We start from the raw sequence: 20,849 nt of genomic DNA on the forward strand, positions 1-20,849 counted from the left end.
CCACGTGCCCCGCATGTCATGCCGTGGCGTCGGATGCCATGTCGTGTCTTCTGGGCGGCAACGGAGCCAATGATCCTCACTGGTGTGGTGATCCGTCCTAACGCGTATCGAGCAGTCTGCACACACCTGTGCACGCACGCCGACGGCGCACACAGAGCGCGCTGCTAGTCCTAGGAGTCGGGCTGAGGCCGCTCGAGGGCGTCGGCCGGCCACTCACCCCGTGAACACTCGCACCATCGCCATCATCGCGCTCATCCTCGTCGTGATCGTGCTCGCGCTGCTCCTCTTCTGACAAGCGACCGACCAGGGGCCGTCACCGCACACGCGGTGGCGGCCCCTGCGCATGCATCGGCAGGCAACGCGGTGGCGGCCGCGGCGGCCCGGTGCCACGATGGCAGGGAGCCGGTGCCACACGACTGCCACGGGCCTCGGGAACGGTGTGACCGGCCAGCCACACACGGCCCGAGCGGGGTGCAGCGTGATCAGGTTCCACGCACTGGGGGGACTCACCGTCACCGACGGTGAGGACGAGGTCGCCATCGGCGGTCCCCGACAGCGCCGGCTGCTCGCGATGCTGCTGATCCACCGCAACCACGTGGTCTCGGTCGACCGGCTGGCCGACGCAGTCTTCGCCGGCGACCCGACTCCTGCCGCGAGCACGACGCTGCGCAGCTATGTCGCGCGCGCACGCCGGCTGGTCGAGGTGCCCGACGGGCCGGTCGTCGTCACCCGCGCACCCGGCTACCTCCTCGAGGCGCCAGACGACATGGTCGACGTGGCACGGTTCGAGCGGGCCCTGTCCGACGGTGGCGCGTACCTGGCCCGCGACGACCCGCAGGGCGCCGTCCGCGCCCTGCGGACGGCCCTCGACCTGTGGCGCGGGGACGCCTACGCGGAGTTCGCCGACGAGGACTGGGCCCGTCCCGAGGCCGAGCGGCTCGCCGAGCTGCGGCTCGTCGCCCACGAGCGCCTAGTCGAGGCGGAGCTCGCCTGCGGCCACGCCACCGCCGTGATCGCCGAGGTCGAGTCCCTGACGCGCGAGCACCCGCTGCGCGAGGAGTTCCGGGCGCAGCTGATGCTGGCGCTCTACCGGGCCGGGCGCCACGCCGACGCGCTCAGGGTCTTCCGCGACTACCGCGAGCTGCTCGTCGAGGAGCTGGGGGTCGACCCCTCCCCTGCCCTCGCCGCGATCGAGCAGCGGGTCCTCACGCACGACCCGGGGCTGTTGCTGACCGAGCCCACGGGCCGGCCGCTGCGGGGATACCGGCTCGGCGAGCGACTGGGAACCGGTCGGGACGGCACGGTGTACGCCGCACGGTTGCCGGGGGTCGACCGGGAGCTCGCGATCAGGGTGGTGCGTGCCGAGGTCGCCGACGACCCCGCGTTCGTGCGCGCCTTCGAGTCCACAGCCCAGCAGCTCGCCGCGCTGCGTCACCCCGGGATCGTGCCGATCCACGACTACTGGCGCGAGCCGGGTGCGGCCTACGTCGTCATGCGGCGGCTCACCGGCGGCACGCTCGCCGACCGTTTGTCGTCCGGACCGCTGCCCGACTCCGACGTCGCCGACCTCGTGGCCCGGGTCGGCGGCGCTCTCTCCGCCGCGGCCGACCTCGGCCTGGTCCACGGTCGGGTCAACGCGGAGAGCGTGATCTACGACGCCGCCGGTCGGCCGTACATCACCGACTTCGCCCTGGCCCCCGGCGGCGACCGGTCCCGCGGCGACGACGTGCACGACCTCGCGGCCTTGGTCGGCAGCTGCCTATCCCGACCGTCGGGTCGGGTCGCCCGGCTGGTCGCCCGCGGCACGGCGACCGTGGACCGGCCCACGATGGCCGACCTCGTGACGCTGCTCGTCGCCGCGCTCACCGGGGACCTGGGTGACCCGAGCGCTCCACCTCCCAACCCGTACAAGGGACTGCGAGCCTTCGAGGAGTCCGATGCCGGCGACTTCTTCGGCAGGCACGACCTGGTGGACCGGGTCGTCGAGCGATTGCGAGGTGAGGGGATGCGGTCCCGCCTGGTGCTCGTCGTCGGCGGCTCGGGCAGCGGCAAGTCGAGCGTGGTGCGGGCCGGCGTGCTCCCGGCGGTGCGGCGCGGCGCCGTACCCGGGGGGTCCGGCTGGTTCGTGACCACGATGATGCCGGGGTCGTCGCCGTTCAAGGAGCTGGCCGAGTGCCTGCGCAGCGTGGCGATCACGGTGCCCGACGGCCTGGCCGAACGTCTGGCCGAGGACGAGGCCGGCATCGACCGGGCCCTGCGCCGGTTGGTGCCGGGAGGCGGAGAGCTGCTGCTCGTCGTGGACCAGCTGGAGGAGCTCTTCACGCTCGGCACCCCGGCCGACCAGCGGGCCTTCCTCAGCGGCCTGCTGCACGCGGTCACGGCTCCCGACAGCCGGCTACGTGTCGTCGCGACGCTGCGCGCCGACTTCTACGACCGCCCGCTGGCCCACCAGCCGCTCGGCTCGGTCATCGACGACGTGACCGTGACGACCAGCGCGATGCTGCCGGCCGAGCTGGAGGCGGCCATCGTCGGACCGGCCGACCGGGCGGGTGGCCACGTCGAGCCTGCCCTCGTGGCCGAGCTCGTCAGCTCCGTCGCGGATCAACCCGCAGCGCTGCCGTCGCTGCAGTACACGCTCTACGAGCTGGCCGAGCGCAGCACCAGCCGGACCCTCGACCTCGCCGGCTATCGACAGCTCGGTGGCGTGGGCGGGGCGATCGCGTCCCGGGCCGAGAGGCTGTGGTCGTCCCTCGACAACGCCGACCGCGACGTCGTGCGCCGCTTGTTCGAGCGGCTGGTCCTGCTCTCGGGCGAGGGTGAGCCGACACGTCGCCGGGCCGCGCGCACGGAGCTCGATGCGCTTGGCCGCGAGCAGGCGGTCGAGACGGTGGTGGACGGCTGGGCCCAGGCACGGCTGCTGACCCTCGACCGCGACCCCCGCACCCGGGTGCCGACGGTCGAGATCGCCCACGAGGCACTGCTGCGGGAGTGGCCGCGGTTGCGCGGGTGGATCGAGGAGGACCGCGAGTCGATCGGCGCGCTCGACCGGCTGCGCGAGGCAGCCGCCACGTGGGAGGAGCTCGGGCGGGACCCCAGCGCCCTCTATCGCGGCGCCCGGCTCGAGCTCACCGTCGACGACGCGCGGCTCGGGCCGGCGGACATGCCCCCGCTGGAACAGGAGTTCCTGGCCGCGAGCGTCGCGGCGCGCGACGAGGAGCTCCGCGCCGAGGAGGCGCGGGCAGAGCGACGCGCGCGGGACAACCGGCGTCTCCGTGTGCAGCGCGCCGCGATCGCGGGCGCACTCGTCGTGGCCGTCGTGGGTGGCTTCGTCGCCCTCGACCAGCGTCAGCAGGCCGAGGAGGAGCGGCGGGTCGCCACCGCGCGCGAGCTCGCGGCCGCCTCCGTCACCAACACGGAGAGCGATCCCGAGCGGGCGGTGCTGCTGGCCCTCGCCGCCGTCGACGAGACACGTGCACACGGCGAACCCGTGCTCCCCGAGGCGATCGAGGCCCTGCACCGCGCCGTGAGCGTATCCCGCGTCGTGATGCGGGTGTCCGGCGTGGGAGGCGGACTCGACTGGAGTCCCCGGGGCGACGTCTTCGTCACCGAGGGACCCGAGGAGTCCGGGATGGTGGACGTGCGCGACACCGAGACGGGTGAATCGGTCCGGACCTTCCGCGGACACGGCGACGACATCAACAACGTCGCCTTCAGCGAGGACGGCTCGCTGCTCGCGACCACCGGGGACGACGGGACCCTGCGGGTCTGGGACACCAGCACGGACGAGCCGGTGGTCGTCGTCACGGCCCCGGGCGTCCGGCGCCCCGTGCACGACCACGCCGTGTGGTCGCCGTCCATCAGCCCGGACGGCAAGCTCGTGGCCGCGTCGTGGCCAGAGGGGGTGCTCGTCGTCGACATCGGGACCGGCGAGGTCGTCCACCAGTTCCGCGCCGACCAGATGTCGCCGACGGCCTTCAGCCCGGACGGGAAGCGCCTCGCCTACGGCACGTGGCCGACCGTGGTCGCCGACCTGGACACGGGCGCGAGGGCGTTCACGCTCCGCAACGGTGGCGGTCTCGACGTCGGGTGGAGCCCGGACGGGCGGTGGCTGGCCACGACAGGGGCCCTCGGTGTCGCCCAGGTGTGGAACGGCAGGACGGGGCGATACCTGTTCCCGGTGACGGGCCACACCGGTGAGATCTGGAGCCTCGACTGGAGCGCCGACGGGCGGCTCGTCACCGGAGGCGACGACGGAACCGCACGCGTCACGGCGATCTCCAGAGCAGGCGGCCTGCCACTCCACACGTTCTCGGCGACCGAGACGAGCCGCGGCGGTGGCTTCATCGGTGTCAGCTTCTCCCCCGACGGCCGCCGGCTCATGGCCGGCGACCTGGGCGTCACGTCGGTCACGGTCTGGGACGCCGACCCACTCGGGGGTGGCGAGTGGCCGTCAGCCGGCCGTCCGGGCAGCCTCACGCCGGACGGCGAGTCCCTGATCGTCGGCGATCGCCGGGGGCGGGTCGTGGCGCTTGACAGCGAGACCGGATCGCAGAAGGAGGTCATCCGACCTGCGGCCGGGGTGGAGCACCAGGTCTGGGACGTCGAGGTCGACCCGAGCGGCACACACGTCGCACTGGCCGAGGGAGGGGGGATCATCGCTCTCGACCGCCAGTCGGGGCGCCGGGAGTTCGCGGTTCCCTGGCCGAGAACGAGCGTCGGCCTCATGGGAGTCACCTGGAGCCCCGAGGGCGACCGGCTGGCGGTCGGCTTCAACACCGACGATCCCCGCCGAACGCTGGTCGTCGCCTCCCGAGGCGGCGAGCCGCTGTGGCTCCCCGAGGAGCCGGGCTGGATCACCCGCTCGGTCAGCTTCAGCCCGGACGGACAGCTGCTTGCCGCCACCCGCTGGGGCACGCGCACGGTCGATCCCACCCAGATGCCGGTGCGGATCTGGGACCTGCGGTCCGCCGAGCTCGTCCACGAGCTCCACGCACAGGCCAAGCACGTCACCTTCGCGCCCTCAGGCGATCTGCTCGCCACCAGTCGGGCGGTCGAGGGGGTGGCCGAGGTGTGGCAGGCCGGGTCGTGGGAACGGGTGGCCGTGCTCACGGCGACCGCCACCGTGGAGGACCTGAGCTTCGACGCCACGGGGCGGACGCTGGCCACGGCGCACGGCGACGGCACCGTCCGGTTGTGGGACGCGCGCGAAGGCACACAGGAGCTCGTGCTCCGTGTGAGCAGCCGCGTCGTCGACCTCGTGCGGTTCTCCCGAGATGGTTCCAAGCTCCTCACACGCGACGTCGACGGAGTCACCCGGATCTGGGCACTGGACCTCGACGACCTGGTGGACCTGGCGCACGAAGGACTCACCCGGGGGCTCACCGAGGCAGAGTGCCGCCAGTACCTGCGCGTGGCCACCTGCCCGCCCGCCTGATCGGTCCGCCACAGGACTGCCACGCGGGCGTCGGCCGTCGGCCACGGACAGGGGGCACGGTCGGGTCATTCCACACCGCTGCCGAGGCAGCCAGACCCAAGGAGTCCTCATGGCTCACACCACCCATGCCCCGGCCCCGCAGGCACCGAAGCCCGCGACCTCCCCGGGGCACCACTCTCCCGCCACCATCGCGAGCTGGGCGCTCATCGCGGTCGGCATCGTCGCTGCCGGCGTCCTCGCGCTCACCGTGACGGCCGCCGACCCGCCGGCGCCACGCCCTGTCGACACGCCCAACGGATCGCTCGTCGACATCCCGCGCGACCCGGAGATCGCCGAGCGCTGGCTCGCCCATCACGCCGAGGTCCTCGGCGGCCGGCCGGGTCCGTCCGTTGCCGGGTGGCCCGACGGGGTGCACCACTCGGCCGACGCCGCCGAGCGGTGGTTCATCCGCATCCACGACGCCGGTGTGTCCGTCGACGGCTGGCCGAAGGGTGTCGCGCACAACCCCGACGCGCTCGACCGCTGGCTCGCCCAGCAGCGGTGATGCCGGAAACGGCGGAGCCCCGACGACGAAGGGCCGTCACCGCGTGTCGCGGTGACGGCCCTCGTGTCTCGGTCGGGCTGACAGGATTTGAACCTGCGACCCCTTGACCCCCAGTCAAGTGCGCTACCAAGCTGCGCCACAGCCCGAAGCTCTCCCGGGATCGCCGGTCGAGCGGTGGGAACACTACCCCAGCGGCTGCGTGGCCCCGGAATCGGGATCGACCTGCAGCGACGACGTGTCGACCGCGACGAACGCCGACGCCGGGATCTGCTTGAGGTCCTCGACCAGCCGATCGGGCCAGTGCCGGTTGCGCTCGCCCTGGAAGTACCACGCGGAGCCGTTGTCGGCGGGCACCAGGCCGTAGGTCTTCATCGCCCGGACGACCTCGCGGGCGTGGCCGCCGAGCTGGCTGGCGTCGTACGACGCCCGGAGCCGGAACCGGGCGCCCATGGGCGGGAACCGGTGGCTGTCCCGGGATCCGGCGTCGTGCCGGGCCGGCCACAGGTGCCAGCGCGACGTCACCGGCGTCGTGAAGCGGATCGCGTGGTCCACCTCGCGGTCGCGGACCTCCGACCACCGGAGCAGCCCCGGCAGGACCGGCAGACCCGCGGCGTCGGCGGAGGTCCAGCCGTCCGGCCGCAGCGCGTTGCTGTCCAACCGCCAGGTGGCGCCGGAGCCGGCCCGCCAGCGCCCGTCCTTGCGGCGGGTCGCGAAGGTCTCGTAGAGCCGGCACCGGTCGCGGTCGAGGACGATCGCGTGCCGGTCGCCCGAGGAGCGCCGCCCACCCTCGATCCGGGTGTCGCGCCCCAACGGGTAGCGCACGCGGTCGCTCTCGGAGGCGTAGGTGAAGCGCACCCGCACCCGGCGATGACCCTCCCTCACCACCGTCACCGGCATCCCGTAGCCGGGTCCGCCGCCGGAGGACGGCCCGAAGTCGGGGTGGAGGTCGACGTCGCTCGACATCCGCGACTTCCACTGCTTGTTGCGCCGGTGACGCGGCAGGTCGGAGACGTCGGCGTGCCACCAGCTCTCGGCCGGGAAGACCTCGCACCCGGCGACGGCGGCCTCCTCGGTGACCGCGGCGGGCACCGCCACCGGCCCTGCGGAGGCGACGGCGAGCGGGAGGACGACGAGCACGAGCAGCGGGACGCGCATCCCCGGACGCTAGCGCGGTCAGTCGCGCCGCAGGACCACCCAGGTGAACGGCTGGACGGCGTCCCACGGGGTGTGGTGCTCTGAGCGCCGGGACTCGACGGGAGTGAAGCCGGCGCCCAGCTCCGCGGCGAGCTGCTCGGCGCCGTAGCGCGCGACGGGCAGCCCGGAGCACTGCTCCGGACCGTCCTCGGCGAAGGTGCCGACGACCAGCAGGCCCCCGGACCGGACGGCGCTCCGCGCCTGCCTGCCGTACGCCGCCCGCTGGGCCGGCTCGACCAGGAAGTGGAACACGGCGCGGTCGTGCCACACGTCGTGGCGCTCGGCGAAGTCGTGGTCGAGCACGTCGGCGACGACCGTGGTCACCCGCGTCCCGCGCTCCTCGAGCCGCAGCTCGGTCAGCGCCAGCGCCGACACCGAGAGGTCGACGAGCGTGACGTGCTCGACCCCGGCGTCGAGCAGGGCGTCGGGCAGCATCGAGGCACCGGCACCGACGTCGACGACGTGGGTCGGCACCCCGTCGAGCAGCACCAGCTCGGTGGACGTCGTGGGAGTCTCCTCGTACCAGGAGACCTGGTCGCGGCCCTTCTCGGCGTAGACGCTCTCCCAGTGGGCGCCGCCCGCCCCGGCGGCGCCGCGCGGGTCGCGCTGATCGGTCACGAGCGCTTCCGCTTCTCGCGGGGCCGCTGCTGGAGCACGATCGGGGTGCCGGCGAAGCCGAACTCCTCGCGCAGCCGGCGCTCGATGTAGCGCTCGTAGCCGTCGTCGAGCTTGCCGCTGGTGAACAGCACGAAAGTCGGCGGGCAGGTGCTGGCCTGGGTGCCGAAGAGCACCTTGGGCTGCTTGCCGCTGCGCACGGGGTGGGGGTGCTCGGCCACGAGCCTGCCGAGGAAGGAGTTGAGCGCGCCGGTGGAGATCCGGGTCTCCCAGCCCGTCAGCGCCGTGTCGAGCGCGGGAACCAGGCGGTCGACGTGCCAGCCGGTGCGGGCGGTGATGTTGATCCGCGGCGCCCACTTCACCTGGACGAGGTCGCGCTCGATCTCCCGCGTGAGGTAGTAGCGCCGGTCCTCGTCGACGAGGTCCCACTTGTTGAACGCGATCACGAGCGCCCGGCCGGCTTCGCGGACGGTCTGCAGGATCCGGACGTCCTGCTCCGAGATCGACTGCTCGGCGTCGAGCACCAGCACCGCGACCTCGGCGCGGTCGATCGCCGTCGTCGTCCGTAGCGAGGCGTAGTACTCGTGACCCGACGCCTCCTTGACCCGCTTGCGGATGCCGGCGGTGTCGATGAAGCGCCAGGTGCGGCCGCCGAGCTCGACGAGCTCGTCGACGGGATCGACGGTGGTGCCGGCGACGTTGTCGACCACGACGCGGTCGGAGCCCGCGAGCTTGTTGAGCAGCGATGACTTGCCGACGTTCGGCTTGCCGACGATGGCGACCCGGCGCGGCCCGCCGAGCTCGGCGTCGCGCTCGGGCGGGGGCTCGGGAAGTGCGGCGAGCACGGCGTCGAGCATGTCGCCCGAGCCGCGGCCGTGCAGCGCCGAGACGGGCCACGGCTCACCGAGGCCGAGGTTCCAGAGCCCGTAGGCCTCGGACTCCGTGCGCTGGTCGTCGACCTTGTTGGCGACGAGCACGACCGGCTTGTCGGCCTTGCGGAGGATCTTGACGACCGCCTCGTCGGCGTCGGTGATGCCGACGGTCGCGTCGACGACGAACAGCACCGCGTCGGCCAGCGAGACCGCGACCTCCGCCTGGCCGGCGATGCGCTCGGCCAGGCCCCGGGCGTCGGGGTCCCAGCCGCCGGTGTCGACGACGGTGAAGGCACGACCGGCCCAGCTCGCGTCGTAGGACACGCGGTCCCGGGTCACGCCCGGGACGTCCTCGACGACCGCCTCGCGGCGGCCGATGATCCGGTTGACCAGCGTCGACTTGCCGACGTTGGGCCGGCCGACGACGGCCAGCACCGGCAGCGGGCCGGTGGGCTCGTCGGCGGCGGTGCCGTCGGGGGTCGGGTCGGTCGTGTGCTCGCTCATGTCACCTGGGTCCTTCGTCGACGAGCCCGGTCGCGGGGTCGTCCTCGGCTTGTCCTGCCGGCAGCGGGCCGGGCAGGTCGCGGCCGGTCGTGCGCCGCGCTTCCTCCAGTGTCGCCGCCAGCCGCTCCCGCAACAGCATCGACGCGTCGCGGACCATTCCCCGGGTGCGGGGCCACGACGCGGCGCCGGGGGTGACGGACTCCCCGAGCACCAGGTCGATCCGGCAGCCCCGGGCCGGGACCGAGTCGATCCCTCCCCCTGGCTCACGGCTGCCGAGGAACACGGCGGGCACGACCGGCGCCCCGGTCACGAGGGCGAGGTAGGCCGCGCCGTGGTGGAACGTGCGGAGCTCGCCGTCGCCACGGGTGCCCTCGGGGAACACGCCCACCACTCCCCCGTCACGCAGCACCCGGAGCGCGGTTCGGATCGCGCGGGGGTCGGCGGCGTACCGGTCGAGCGGGATCTGGCCGGACCGGTGGAGGAAGCGCCCGGTACGCCCCTCGAACATCTCCTGCTTGGTCAGCGCGTGCACCGGCCGGGGCGCGAAGATCGCCAGCAGCGGCCCGTCGAGCACCCCGATGTGGTTGGCCGCGAGCACCACCGGCCCGGCCGCCGGCATCCGCTCGGGGAAGTGCACCGCCACGTCCCAGCGGCGCCGGATGACCTGCCGGGCCGTCGGACGCAGCCGGGTCAGCATCGCGCGCGGCGGGTGGGCCACCGCCGAGCTGCTCGGCCGGTCGAGGTGGCTCACGCCGGTTCCTCGACCGCCTCGGCGAGGGCGACCAGACGGGCGACGACCTCCTCGAGGGTGTAGGGCGTCGTGTCGAGGTGCACCGCGCCGTCCGCCATCGTCAGCGGAGCGGTGGCGCGGCCGGAGTCGATCTGGTCACGCGCGAGCAGCGAGTCCTGGGTGCCGCTGATGTCGATGGAGCCCGTCTCGGCCGCGCGACGCTGCGCCCGGGCTGCCGGGTCGGCGGTGAGGTAGACCTTCAGCTCCGCCTGCGGCCAGACGACCGACCCGATGTCGCGGCCCTCCACCACGATGCCACCGTCACCGATGGTCGCGCGCTGGAGCGCGAGCAGCCGGCGGCGCACCTCCGGCACGGCGCTCACCGGCGACACGGCGGCGTTGACCTCGTCGGAACGGATCGCAAGCCCGACGTCGGTGCCGTCGACGTGGATCGTCGGCTCCAGCGGGTCGGTGCCGGAGGCGATGTCGGGCTCCTCGCACCGGGCGGCGACCGCGGCCGGGTCGTGGACGTCGATCCCCTCGTGGAGCAGCCACCAGGTCATGGCGCGGAACTGCGCACCGGTGTCGAGGTAGCGCAGGCCCAGCCGGTCGGCGACGCCGCGGCAGGTGCTGGACTTGCCGGACCCGGAGGTGCCGTCGACGGCGACGACGAGGCGCGAGCGCGAGGGGGTGTCAGGCACCGGGGGATCCTACCGGTGCGTGACCCAGTCCCGGGACTCGAGCGACGACAGCAGGTGCTCGGCGCGGTCCTCCGAGACGACCAGCTCGACGAGACCGACCGGTCGCCCCGGGTCGTGGTCGATGTGGACGTCCTCGATGTTGACCCCCGACTCGCCCGCGTCGGCGAAGAGCCGGGCCAGCTCCCCCGGGTGGTCGGGCACCGACACGAAGACCGACCGGGTGACGGTCGCGGGGCCACCGTGCTTGCCCGGGATCGCCCGCGTGCCCTCGACCCCGCGGGCGAGCAGGTCGCCGAGCACCGTGCGGTCGCCCGTCGTCACCGCCCGCTGGAGCACGTCGAGCTCCTCGCGCACCTCCGCGAGCAGCCCGTGCAGGGCCTCGGCGTTGAGGGTGACGATCTGCTGCCACAGCGCGGGGTCCCCCGCGGCGACCCGGGTCACGTCGCGGACCCCCTGGCCGGAGAGCGCGAGGTGGGACTCCGGTGCGTGGGCGAGTCGCCCGGCGACCAGCACGGCGAGCAGGTGGGGCAGGTGCGAGGTGCGGGCCACCGCACGGTCGTGCTCGTCGGGCTCCATCAGGACCGGGACGGCGCCGCAGACCCGCGCGAGCTCCTCGACGGCCGCCACGGCCGCGGCGTCCGAGGTCTCGTGGGGCGTGACCGCCCAGGGCCGCCCGTCGAACAGTGCTGCGCTCGCGGCCAGCGGCCCGGAGCGCTCGCTGCCCGCCATCGGGTGGCCGCCGACGTAGCGGTGCTCGAGGTCGGGGGCCTCGGCGGCCACCCGGCGGCCCGGGGCGCTCTTGATGCTGCCCACGTCGGTGACCACGCCCGGCGTACGCCGCAGCGCGTCGACGACCGTGTCGGCGAGGTGGTCGGGCGGGACCGCGACCACGACCAGGGAGGGGACGTCGCCGGCAGCGGCCACCCGGCCGGCCCCCAGCCCCGAGGCCGTGCGGAGGTGCTCCTCCGACACGTCGCGCAGCACGGTCTCGATGCCGGCACGGCGCAGTGCGAGCCCGATCGAGGTGCCGAGGAGCCCGGCCCCGACGACCTCGACCGGGCCCCGCAGGGCGTCGGTGGGGTCAGTCATGGTCGGGCACCTCGCGCGTGCGCGTGAGGTCCTTGCGCAGCGCGGCGGCGCCGTGGAGGTAGCAGTGGGTGAGGTCGGCGCGGGGCAGGTCGGTCTCGACGTGGGCCATCATCCGGACCACGCGCGGCATCGATCCCTCGATCTCGAGCTCACGGGCGCACAGCAACGGCACGTCGCCGAACCCGAGCTGGCGCGCGGCGTAGGCCGGGAACTCGGAGACCAGGTCGTTCGTCGCCGTGAAGATCACGGAGATGAAGTCGTCGACCTCCAACCCGTTGGCGCGCATCACCTCGAGCACCATCTCGGCGACGCGGTCGAGCATGTGCTCACGGTCGTCGCTCTCGAGCTGGGTGGCGCCTCGCACGGCCCGCACGGCCACTGGTTCTCCTCGGGTCTCCTGGACGTTCCTGCAGGCGAAACCCTAGTCGTCCAGCGCCTCGAGCTCGGCCAGTGACCGTTCCCAGCGCTCCCGCCGCTCCGCAGCCGTCTGCTCCCACCACGGGGTCCCCCGCTCCCCCAGACCGCGCTTCGCCAGGTCCGTACGCCGCCGCTCACCGCGGCTGCGGCCGCGCCCGAGGTGGCTCTTCAGGGTCGCCGCCACCTCCTCGGGCAGCGCCGGGTCCTGCCGACGCCACCGCCGCCCGTCGACCACGAGCCACCGCTCGTCATCGGTGGCGCCGCCGGCACCACTCACATGCTCGCCCGGTCGAGCAGTGCGCCGAGCTCGTCGTTGGTCAGCTCGCGCAGCTCACCCACCGGCAGCCGGTCGAGGACCACCGGACCGATGGCGGTGCGGGTGAGTCGGGTGACGGGGTGGCCGACGTGCTCGAGCAGCCGACGCACGATCCGGTTGCGGCCCTCGTGGATGACCAGCTCCACGATCGTGCGGCCACGGCCGGGCGCGAGCACCTTGACCGCCCGCACCTCCACCGGGCCGTCCTCGAGGGTGACGCCCGCGCGCAGCTGCTCGAGCGTGGCCTTCTGCACCTCGCCCTCGACCTCGGCGACGTAGGTCTTGTCGACCTCGTAGGAGGGGTGCGCCATCCGCTGGGCGAAGTCACCGTCGTTGGTCAGCAGCAGCAGGCCCGAGGTGTCGGTGTCGAGCCGGCCGACGTGGAAGAGCCGCTCGGGTCGCCCGGCCACGACGTCGGTGAGGGTCCGGCGGCCCTGGGGGTCGCTCATCGTGGAGACCACGCCGCGCGGCTTGTTGAGGACCAGGTAGACGTGGGGCGAGACGGGGGGCAGCCGCTTGCCCGACACCCGGACGACCGCCGTGCGCGGGTCGACCTTGGTCCCGAGCCGGGTGACGACCTCGCCGTCGACCTCGACCTCACCGTCGAGCATCAGCTCCTCGCACTTGCGCCGCGAGGCGACCCCCGACTGCGCCAGCAGCTTCTGGAGCCTGATCAGGCCCTCGTCGTCGACCTGGGGGCCGCTCACGCGGACTCCTCGGGCGCGCCGGTCGCGGCTGCCGGAGGGGCGGGCGAGGGTGCGCTCGCGACCGCCTCCGCCAGCTCGTCCTCGAGGTCGTCCATGTCGGGCAGGTAGGGGGCGAGCTCGGGGAGCTCGTCGAGCGACGTCACCCCGATCCGCTCCAGGAAGTAGGCGGTGGTGCGGTAGAGGGTGGCGCCGTGCTCGCCGTCGCGGCCGGCCTCCTCGACCAGCCCACGGGTGAGCAGCGTCCGCATGACGCCGTCGACGTTGACCCCGCGGATCGCCGACACCCGGGCACGGGAGACCGGCTGCTTGTAGGCGACGACCGCCAGCGTCTCCAGCGCCGCCTGCGTGAGCCGCGCCTGCTGGCCGTCGAGCACGAACGCCTCCACCACGGGGGCGAAGTCCTCGCGGGTGTAGTAGCGCCAGCCGCCGGCGACGTTGCGGAGCTCGAAGCCGCGCCGCTGCTCGTCGTACTCCGTGGCGAGCCCTGCCAGTGCGGAGTCGACCTCGGGCACCGGGTGGCCGGTGGCGGAGGCCAGCGTCGTGACGTCGAGCGGCTGGTCGGCGACCATCAGCAGCGCCTCGAGCGCCGGCCGGAGCTCGGCCACGGCGACGTCGAGGGTGTCGACGTCCTGCCCGGTGGTCTGCCCGGTGGTCTGCCCGGTCGTCGGCTCAGTCATCGGGGTTCTCCTGGTCTGCGTCGGGGGTCTCGGGCTCGGCCTCGGGGGCGCCCTCGAACTCGTCGATCTGGAAGTCCTCGGCGTCGTCGTCGCTGCCGCCGGTCCACCGCACGGTCAGCTCACCGAGCGGCGAGAGCTGGTCGAACCCGACGGCGCCCTCGCGGAAGAGCTCGAGCAACGACAGGAAGCGCGCGACCGTGGTGAGGGTGTCGGGCGAGTCGCCGCACAGCGACCGGAAGGTCATGGTCCCCGAGCGCCGCAACCGGTCGACCACGAGCGCGGCCTGCTCGCGCACGGAGACGGCCGGGGCGTGGATGTGGTGGAGCGCGACCTCGGGCTCCGGCTTCGGCTCGAGCGCTCGGGCGGCCAGCGACGCGAACTGGTCGAGCCCGATGCCGATCAGCACCTCGGGCAGCAGGCCGGCGAAGCGCTCCTCCAGCCCGACCGCGCGGGGATGGCGCCGGGACTCCGCCGCCAGGCGGGTCTCGAGGACGCCGGCGACCTGCTTGAAGGCCTTGTACTGGAGCAGCCGCGCGAAGAGCAGGTCACGCGCCTCGAGCAGCGCAAGGTCCTCCTCGTCCTCCACGTCGCCCTGCGGCAGCAGCCGGGCCGCCTTGAGGTCGAGCAGCGTCGCGGCGACGAGGAGGAAGGAGGAGGTCTGCTCGAGGTCCCAGGCGCGACCCATCACCTTGACGTGGGCGATGAACTCGTCGGTGACCTTCGACAGCGCCACCTCGGTGATGTCGAGCTTGTGCTTGCCGATCAGGCTCAGCAGCAGGTCGAACGGGCCCTCGAAGTTGTCCAGGCGCACCTCGAAGGGGGCCACCGCCCCGCCCGACGCCGCCTGCTGCGGGCCGGGCGCCGGCGGGTCGATCACGTCGGTCACCCCCGGATCATGCCTCGCGGAGCCTGCGGACCAGCGCACTGGTCTCGCCCTGCTCCTCGAACTCGGCGAGGACGAGGGCCACCGCCTCCCGTACGAGCCGGCCCCGGTCGACGGCGAGGCCGTGCTCGCGGCGCAGCGCGAGCCGGGTGTGCTCGAGGTCGAGCAGCTCCTCGGAGGTGACGTAGACCGTCATCTTCTCGTCGTGGCGCACCCGTCCGCTGGGCCGACGCCCCGCGGGCGGCTCGGGCTCGTCGGGGACGGCACGCACCCGCTGCGGTGCGGGCGACTGCGAGGCAGGCGTGCCGTCGCCGGTGGTGCGGAAGAGGTCGTCGGCGGTGGGGAGGCTCACCCGTCGAGGCACCGGGCCGACACCTCCTTGGCCAGGTCGCGGTAGGAGGTCGCCCCGGTCGAGTTGCTGGCATAGCTCGTGATCGGCTCACCCGCGACGGTCGAGTCGGAGAACTTGATGGTGCGCCGGATGACGGTGTGGAAGACCTTGTCGCCCCACGCCTGCACCAGCCGTTCCATGACCTCGCGGCTGTGGAGCGTGCGGCCGTCGAACATGGTGCCGAGCACCCCGTCGATCTCGAGCTTGGGGTTGAGCCGCTCGCGCACCTTGTCGATCGTGGTCTTGAGCAGCGCGACACCGCGCAACGCGAAGTACTCGCACTCCAGCGGCACGATCACGCCGTCGGAGGCCGTGAGCGCGTTGACCGTCAGCAGGCCGAGGGAGGGCTGGCAGTCGATGAGGATGACGTCGTAGTCCGCCATCGCCGGCGCCAGCACGCGCGCCAGGGTCTGCTCGCGCGCGACCTCGTGGACCAGCTGCACCTCGGCGGCGGAGAGGTCGATGTTGGAGGGGAGCAGGTCCATGCCGGGCACGCCCGAGGGGACGACGACCTCGCGGAGGTCGATGTCGCGCTCCATCAGCAGGTTGTAGACCGTCAGGTCCATCTCGTGGGGATTGAGCCCCAGGCCCACGGACAACGAGCCCTGCGGGTCGAAGTCGACCAGCAGGACCTTGCGGCCGTACTCGGCGAGGGAAGCGCCGAGGTTGATGGTGGTCGTCGTCTTGCCGACGCCACCCTTCTGGTTGCACATCGAGATCACCCGCGCCGGACCGTGCTCGGTGAGCACGCGCGGCTCGGGCAGGTCGGGCATCGGCCGCCCGGTCGGCCCCATCACGGGCTCGGGGTCGGCGGGACGCTCGAAGGGAATCGGCTGGCTCACGTGGTCGTCTGCTCCGGGGGAAGGGTCGGTCGGGGTGCGATCGGGCGGAACGGGCGCGCGGACCAGCGGTGGCATCTCGGGGACGGCGCTGCCGGCGCTGCCCCCCAGGTGGCCGAACAGTCCCGGAAAGGACCCTTCTCCGCTCATCACTCGCTCCTGTCTGGATCTGGAATTGTCGACTCAGCGACATTGCCGAGCAGTCGCGACGCTAGACCTGCGCACGTGCGCGTCTCAACCGACGCGCCGCAGCGGTGCGCGAGTTCGTCGACGTCACGTGAGACGCCGCACCGCGGCCGTCGCGAGGACCAGCTCGCCGGCCTCGTCGGAGGCGTCGCAGTCGACCACCGCCTCGACCACCCAGTCGCGGTGGTCGGCGGGGTCGGCGAGCGTCTGCACCACCCGGCGCACCCGGGCGAGCGTGCCCTCCTCGGCCCCGACCGGCTCACCACGCTCCTCCTCGCCGACCTGGAGGTAGGCCGGGCCCCGCGCGTCCGGGCCGGTGGCGATCGAGTCGTGCTCGCCGTAGTAGTCCTCGAGGGCGGCGTCCCAGACCGAGCGCCCGACCACGACCTCCCGGGGCGGGTCTGTCCGGTCGGCTGCCTCGCGCTCGAGCCGCACGAGGCCGTCGAGGTCGTCGCGGGCCGCGAGCTGCACGCGGGCGAACATCGCGTTGCGGATCATCACTGCAAAGGCCCGCTGCTGCTTCGAGATCGGACGCGGCGGTGGCGGGGGCGCGTGGTGGGCCGCACGGTCGCGCGCTGCGGCCGCCGCGTGCTCGGGATCGGTCATCGCCTCCCACTCGTCGAGCAGCGAGGAGTCCGTCTGCCGGATCGTCTCGGCGAGCCACTCGACGAGGTCGTCGAGCTCGGGGGTGCGGACCCGCTCGGGCACGGTCTGGCGCAGGGTCCGGTAGGCGTCGGTGAGGTAGCGCAGCACCAGTCCCTCGGACCGCGCCAGCTGGTAGCGCGCCACGACGTCCGTGAACCCCATCCCCTGCTCCCACATCTCGCGCAGCACCGACTTCGGCTGCAGCGCGTCGGGTGAGAGCCAGCCGTGGGTCTGGCGATAGGTGTCGAAGAGCGGCTCGAGCCAGTCGGCGAGCGGCTGCGGCCAGGTGATCTCCTCGATGATGGCCATGCGCTCGTCGTAGTCGACCCCGTCCGCCTTCAGCTCCCCGATCGCCTCCCCCCGGGCGGCGTGCTGCTGGGCCATCAGCACCTGGCGCGGCCCCTCGAGCACGGCCTCGACCACCGAGACCAGGTCGAGCGTGTAGGCCTCGGACTCCGGGTCGAGGAGGTCGAAGGCCTCGAGCGCGAAGTGGGCCAGCGGCTGGTTGAGCGCGAAGTCGGCCGGCAGGTCGACGGTCATGACGTAGCGACGGCCGTGCTCGTCGAGGTCGTCGAGACGGGTGAGGGTTCCGGAGCCGACGAGCGAGCGGGCCAGCCGGAGGGCGCGGCGGGAGAGTCGCAGCTGCTGGCGGCGGTCCTCGTGGTTGTCCGTCAGCAGCCGGCGCAGCACCGCGAAGGCGTCCTCCTCCCTCGAGACCACGTTGATCAGCATCGAGTTGTCGACCTTCATCCGCGAGCGGAGCGCCTCGGGATCGCCGTTCACGAGCTTGTCGAAGGTCTCCTCGGTCCAGACGACGGTGCCCGGCGGCGGCTTCTTCAGCTGCGCCTTGGACTTCTTGTTGCTGCTGGCCGCAGCCTTCTTCTTGGCCTTCTCGTTCTCGATGACGTGCTCGGGGGCCTGCACGACGACGTAGCCGGCGGTGTCGAAGCCCGCTCGCCCGGCCCGGCCGGCGATCTGGCGGAACTCCCGGACCCGCAGCACCCGCTGCCGGCTGCCGTCGAACTTGGCCAACCCGGTGAAGAGCACCGTGCGGATCGGGACGTTGATGCCGACGCCGAGCGTGTCGGTGCCGCAGATGACGGTCAGCAGCCCGGCCTGCGCGAGCTGCTCGACCAGCCGCCGGTACTTCGGCAGCATGCCCGCGTGGTGCACGCCGATCCCGGCGCGCAGCAGCTTCTGGAGGGTCTTGCCGAAGCCGGCGGTGAACCGCACCCCGGCGGTGTGGGCGGAGATCGCCTCCCGGTCGACGGGAGCATCGAAGCGCGCCTTCGCACCGCGCAGCAGGGACGTCGCGTGCTCGACCGCAGCCGCCTGGGTGAAGTGCACGACGTACGCCGGCGCCTGGCCCGTCGTCACCAGCTCGTCGAGGGTGTCCTCGAGCGCATCGGTCGACCAGGTGAAGCTGAGCGGCACCGGCCGCTCGGCCCGGTCCACGAGCACCGTCTCGCGGCCGTTGCGCCGGCTCAGGTCCTCCGCGATCGCCGTGGTGTCGCCCAGGGTGGCCGACATGAGCAGGAACTGGGCCTGCGGCAGCTCCAGCAGCGGCACCTGCCACGCCCACCCGCGGTCCGGCTCGCCGTAGTAGTGGAACTCGTCCATGACGACCAGCCCCACGTCGGCGTCCCGGCCCTCCCGGAGCGCGATGTTGGCCAGCACCTCGGCGGTGCAGCAGATGATGGGTGCGTCCGCGTTGACCGCGGCGTCGCCGGTGAGGAGGCCGACCTCGTCGGCGCCGAAGACCTCGCAGAGCGCGAAGAACTTCTCGCTCACCAGGGCCTTGATCGGAGCGGTGTAGAACGACACGCGGTCTGTCGCCAGGGCCGCGGAGTGGGCTGCCTCGGCCACCAGCGACTTCCCGGAGCCGGTCGGCGTCGCCAGGATGACGTTGCTCCCGGCCAGGAGCTCGATGACCGCCTCGTCCTGGTGGGGGTAGAGCTCGACCCCACGGTCGGCGGCGCGGGCGACGACCTGCTCGTAGACCTCGTCGACGACGTCGGCGCCGGTCATCCGCGCGCCCGGGGGTGGGCCGCGGCGAAGACCTCGCGCAGGTTGTCGACCGTCACGAGCGTGTAGACCTGCGTGGTGGTCACGGAGGCGTGGCCCAGGAGCTCCTGCACGACGCGGACGTCGGCGCCCCCGTCGAGGAGATGGGTCGCGAACGAGTGACGCAGGGTGTGGGGCGAGACGTCACGGGTGACCCCCGCGCGCTCGGCGGCCCGGGTCAGCACCGCCCAGGCGCTCTGCCGGGAGAGCCGGCCGCCGCGGGAGTTGAGGAACATCGCTCCCCCGGGCGTCTGGGCCGACACCAGCTCCGGGCGCGACCGCACCAGGTAGGCGTCGATCGCCTCGGCCGCGTACTGGCCGAACGGCACGAGCCGTTCCTTGCCGCCCTTGCCGTGGAGCAGCACCGTCCGGTCGACCAGGTCGACGTCGTCGACGGCCAGTCCGGTGACCTCCGAGATCCGGGCGCCGGTGCCGTAGAGCACCTCCAGCATCGCCCTGTCCCGCAGCGCCAGGGTCGTGCCCGCCGCACCGGCCGCCTCGAGGATCGCCTCCACGTCGGCCAGCGGCAGCGCCTTCGGCAGCCGCTTCGTGGGGGATGGCGGCTTCACCCCGGCGGCCGGGTCGTGGGAGGCCAGCCCGTCGGCGAGGCAGAACCGGTGGAAGCCACGGACGGCCACCACCGTGCGCGCAGCGGACGTCGCCGACAGCGCCGGATGGTCGGCGTCGCCCTCCCGGAGCGCGACGAGGAAGTCCGTCACGGTCTGTTCCGTGACGTCGTCCAGCGTGCCCACGCCCCGGGTGTCGAGGTGGGACAGATAACGCCGCAGGTCGCGACGGTAGGACGACAGGGTGTTGGCGGCCAGGCCGCGCTCGACCCCGAGGTGGTCGAGGTAGGTCCGCAGGGCCCGGACCAGCGGACCGTCAGGCAAGGGCGTCCTCGAGCGAGATCGCGTCGATCCCGACCGCCTCGCCCACGGGGGCGTTGGTGAGCCGTCCGGCGTGGGTGTTGAGGCCCAGCGCCAGGCTGCGGTCGTCGCGGCAGGCCTGCTGCCAGCCCTTGTCGGCCAGCGCCACGGTGTAGGGCAGTGTGGCGTTGGTGAGGGCGTAGGTGGAGGTGTTCGGCACCGCACCCGGCATGTTGGCCACGCAGTAGAACACCGACTTGTGGACCTCGTAGGTCGGGTCGGCGTGGGTCGTGGCGTGGGTGTCCTCGAAGCAGCCGCCCTGGTCGACCGCGATGTCGACCAGGACCGAGCCCGGCTTCATCCGCGAGACCAGGTCGTTGCTGACCAGCTTCGGAGCAGCCGCGCCGGGGATCAGCACCGCGCCGATCACCATGTCGGCCTCCATCACCTGCTGCTCGATCGCCAGCTTGGACGACGCCAGGCCGTGGACGCGGTTGTTGTAGCGCCAGAACGACATCCGCAGCTTGTCGAGGTCGGTGTCGAGCAGGGTCACGTCGGCGCCCATCCCGAGGGCGATGTTGGCCGCGTTCTGGCCCGAGACGCCGGCACCGATGATGACGACCTTGGCGTTGGCGACGCCGCCCACGCCGCCCATCAGCACGCCACGGCCGCCCTGGGCCTTCAGCAGCGCGTGAGCCCCGACCTGGGGTGCGAGGCAGCCCGCGACCTCCGACATCGGGTAGAGCAGCGGCAGCCCCCCGGAGGGCAGCTGGACGGTCTCGTAGGCGATCGCGGTCGTGCCGGCCTCGACGAGCCGCTCGGTCAGCGGCTTGTCGGCGGCGAGGTGGAGGTAGGTGAAGAGCGTCAGGTCGTCACGCAGCCGGTGGTACTCCTCCGCGACGGGCTCCTTGACCTTGAGCACCATCTCGGCCTCGGCCCACACGTCGTCGGCCTCGTCGATCATGGTCGCCCCGGCCGCGACGTACTCCTCGTCGGGGATCTGGGAGCCGGTGCCGGCGTCACGCTGCACGAACACCTGGTGGCCGTGCTGGGTCAGCTCGTGCGCACCGACGGGGGTCAGCGCCACCCGGTACTCGTGGTTCTTGACTTCCTTGGGGACGCCGATCTTCACGGACTGCTCCTTCTTCCGGTGACCAACCTCACGCGGTCGGCGT

General features: G+C 73.1%; 18 protein-coding genes and 1 tRNA gene. 2 read left to right on the top strand and 17 right to left on the bottom strand.

All coding sequences use genetic code 11. The annotated features are described in order from the left end of the window. The first annotated feature begins 478 nt into the window (after positions 1–478). Entirely contained in the window at positions 479–5,434 is a 4,956-nt protein-coding gene (locus tag ABD091_RS20055; protein WP_343921808.1) for an nSTAND1 domain-containing NTPase, read from the top strand. A gap of 109 nt (positions 5,435–5,543) precedes the next feature. Next, positions 5,544–5,978, top strand: a complete 435-nt coding sequence (locus ABD091_RS20060; RefSeq protein ID WP_343921809.1) for a hypothetical protein — start codon at positions 5,544–5,546, stop codon at positions 5,976–5,978. A gap of 72 nt (positions 5,979–6,050) precedes the next feature. On the opposite strand, the gene ABD091_RS20065 is transcribed toward ABD091_RS20060, so the two are convergent. The 17 genes from ABD091_RS20065 to ald form a co-directional block, all read right to left on the bottom strand. Further along, positions 6,051–6,124 (bottom strand) — tRNA-Pro (locus ABD091_RS20065). A 37-nt stretch (positions 6,125–6,161) separates the two neighbouring features. After that, on the bottom strand, positions 6,162–7,133 hold the full coding sequence (locus ABD091_RS20070; protein WP_343921810.1) for a hypothetical protein: 972 nt from the start codon (positions 7,131–7,133) through the stop codon (positions 6,162–6,164). An 18-nt stretch (positions 7,134–7,151) separates the two neighbouring features. Beyond that, on the bottom strand, positions 7,152–7,790 hold the full coding sequence (locus tag ABD091_RS20075) for a class I SAM-dependent methyltransferase (protein WP_343921811.1): 639 nt from the start codon (positions 7,788–7,790) through the stop codon (positions 7,152–7,154). Beyond that, positions 7,787–9,163 (bottom strand): ribosome biogenesis GTPase Der, encoded by a 1,377-nt coding sequence (gene der, locus ABD091_RS20080; RefSeq protein ID WP_343921812.1) that lies wholly within the window; start codon positions 9,161–9,163, stop codon positions 7,787–7,789. The genes ABD091_RS20075 and der overlap by 4 nt, the downstream gene beginning before the upstream one ends. A gap of 1 nt (position 9,164) precedes the next feature. Continuing rightward, positions 9,165–9,914, bottom strand: coding sequence for a lysophospholipid acyltransferase family protein (locus ABD091_RS20085; RefSeq protein ID WP_343921813.1), 750 nt, complete (start codon positions 9,912–9,914; stop codon positions 9,165–9,167). Continuing rightward, entirely contained in the window at positions 9,911–10,594 is a 684-nt protein-coding gene (gene cmk / locus ABD091_RS20090; protein ID WP_343921814.1) for a (d)CMP kinase, read from the bottom strand. The genes ABD091_RS20085 and cmk overlap by 4 nt, the downstream gene beginning before the upstream one ends. Positions 10,595–10,603: 9 nt before the next feature. Then, the gene (locus tag ABD091_RS20095; RefSeq protein ID WP_343921815.1) at positions 10,604–11,683 is read right to left on the bottom strand and encodes a prephenate dehydrogenase; all 1,080 of its coding nucleotides are present in this window, start codon (positions 11,681–11,683) and stop codon (positions 10,604–10,606) included. Next, positions 11,676–12,062: a chorismate mutase gene (gene aroH / locus ABD091_RS20100; protein ID WP_343921816.1), complete on the bottom strand. Its 387-nt coding sequence runs from the start codon at positions 12,060–12,062 to the stop codon at positions 11,676–11,678. Before aroH ends, ABD091_RS20095 begins: the two co-directional genes overlap by 8 nt. 42 nt (positions 12,063–12,104) lie before the next feature. Further along, positions 12,105–12,377, bottom strand: a complete 273-nt coding sequence (locus ABD091_RS20105; RefSeq protein WP_343921817.1) for a hypothetical protein — start codon at positions 12,375–12,377, stop codon at positions 12,105–12,107. Then, a complete protein-coding gene (locus ABD091_RS20110) occupies positions 12,374–13,123 on the bottom strand; it encodes a pseudouridine synthase (RefSeq protein ID WP_343921818.1) in 750 nt (249 codons plus the stop codon). The genes ABD091_RS20105 and ABD091_RS20110 overlap by 4 nt, the downstream gene beginning before the upstream one ends. Continuing rightward, a complete protein-coding gene (gene scpB / locus ABD091_RS20115) occupies positions 13,120–13,800 on the bottom strand; it encodes an SMC-Scp complex subunit ScpB (RefSeq protein ID WP_343921819.1) in 681 nt (226 codons plus the stop codon). The genes ABD091_RS20110 and scpB overlap by 4 nt, the downstream gene beginning before the upstream one ends. Further along, the gene (locus ABD091_RS20120; RefSeq protein WP_343921851.1) at positions 13,793–14,677 is read right to left on the bottom strand and encodes a segregation and condensation protein A; all 885 of its coding nucleotides are present in this window, start codon (positions 14,675–14,677) and stop codon (positions 13,793–13,795) included. The genes scpB and ABD091_RS20120 overlap by 8 nt, the downstream gene beginning before the upstream one ends. Before the next feature lie 16 nt (positions 14,678–14,693). Further along, a complete protein-coding gene (locus ABD091_RS20125; RefSeq protein ID WP_343921820.1) occupies positions 14,694–15,047 on the bottom strand; it encodes a hypothetical protein in 354 nt (117 codons plus the stop codon). Continuing rightward, positions 15,032–15,868: a ParA family protein gene (locus ABD091_RS20130; protein ID WP_343921852.1), complete on the bottom strand. Its 837-nt coding sequence runs from the start codon at positions 15,866–15,868 to the stop codon at positions 15,032–15,034. The genes ABD091_RS20125 and ABD091_RS20130 overlap by 16 nt, the downstream gene beginning before the upstream one ends. A 318-nt stretch (positions 15,869–16,186) precedes the next feature. Continuing rightward, on the bottom strand, positions 16,187–18,772 hold the full coding sequence (locus ABD091_RS20135; protein ID WP_343921821.1) for a DEAD/DEAH box helicase: 2,586 nt from the start codon (positions 18,770–18,772) through the stop codon (positions 16,187–16,189). Next, entirely contained in the window at positions 18,769–19,698 is a 930-nt protein-coding gene (xerD, locus tag ABD091_RS20140; protein ID WP_343921822.1) for a site-specific tyrosine recombinase XerD, read from the bottom strand. Before xerD ends, ABD091_RS20135 begins: the two co-directional genes overlap by 4 nt. After that, the gene (ald, locus tag ABD091_RS20145) at positions 19,691–20,806 is read right to left on the bottom strand and encodes an alanine dehydrogenase (protein ID WP_343921823.1); all 1,116 of its coding nucleotides are present in this window, start codon (positions 20,804–20,806) and stop codon (positions 19,691–19,693) included. The genes xerD and ald overlap by 8 nt, the downstream gene beginning before the upstream one ends. Positions 20,807–20,849: the final 43 nt, after the last annotated feature.

It is taken from the genome of Nocardioides aestuarii (genome assembly GCF_039527245.1).
Classification (GTDB): domain Bacteria; phylum Actinomycetota; class Actinomycetes; order Propionibacteriales; family Nocardioidaceae; genus Nocardioides; species Nocardioides aestuarii.

Coding starts and splice junctions, on each gene's coding strand:
- ABD091_RS20130 (WP_343921852.1), bottom strand. CDS start 15,868: ATGGGGCCGACCGGGCGGCCGATGCCCGACCTGCCCGAGCCGCGCGTG.
- ABD091_RS20095 (WP_343921815.1), bottom strand. CDS start 11,683: ATGACTGACCCCACCGACGCCCTGCGGGGCCCGGTCGAGGTCGTCGGG.
- ABD091_RS20135 (WP_343921821.1), bottom strand. CDS start 18,772: ATGACCGGCGCCGACGTCGTCGACGAGGTCTACGAGCAGGTCGTCGCC.
- scpB (WP_343921819.1), bottom strand. CDS start 13,800: ATGACTGAGCCGACGACCGGGCAGACCACCGGGCAGACCACCGGGCAG.
- ABD091_RS20060 (WP_343921809.1), top strand. CDS start 5,544: ATGGCTCACACCACCCATGCCCCGGCCCCGCAGGCACCGAAGCCCGCG.
- ABD091_RS20070 (WP_343921810.1), bottom strand. CDS start 7,133: ATGCGCGTCCCGCTGCTCGTGCTCGTCGTCCTCCCGCTCGCCGTCGCC.
- der (WP_343921812.1), bottom strand. CDS start 9,163: ATGAGCGAGCACACGACCGACCCGACCCCCGACGGCACCGCCGCCGAC.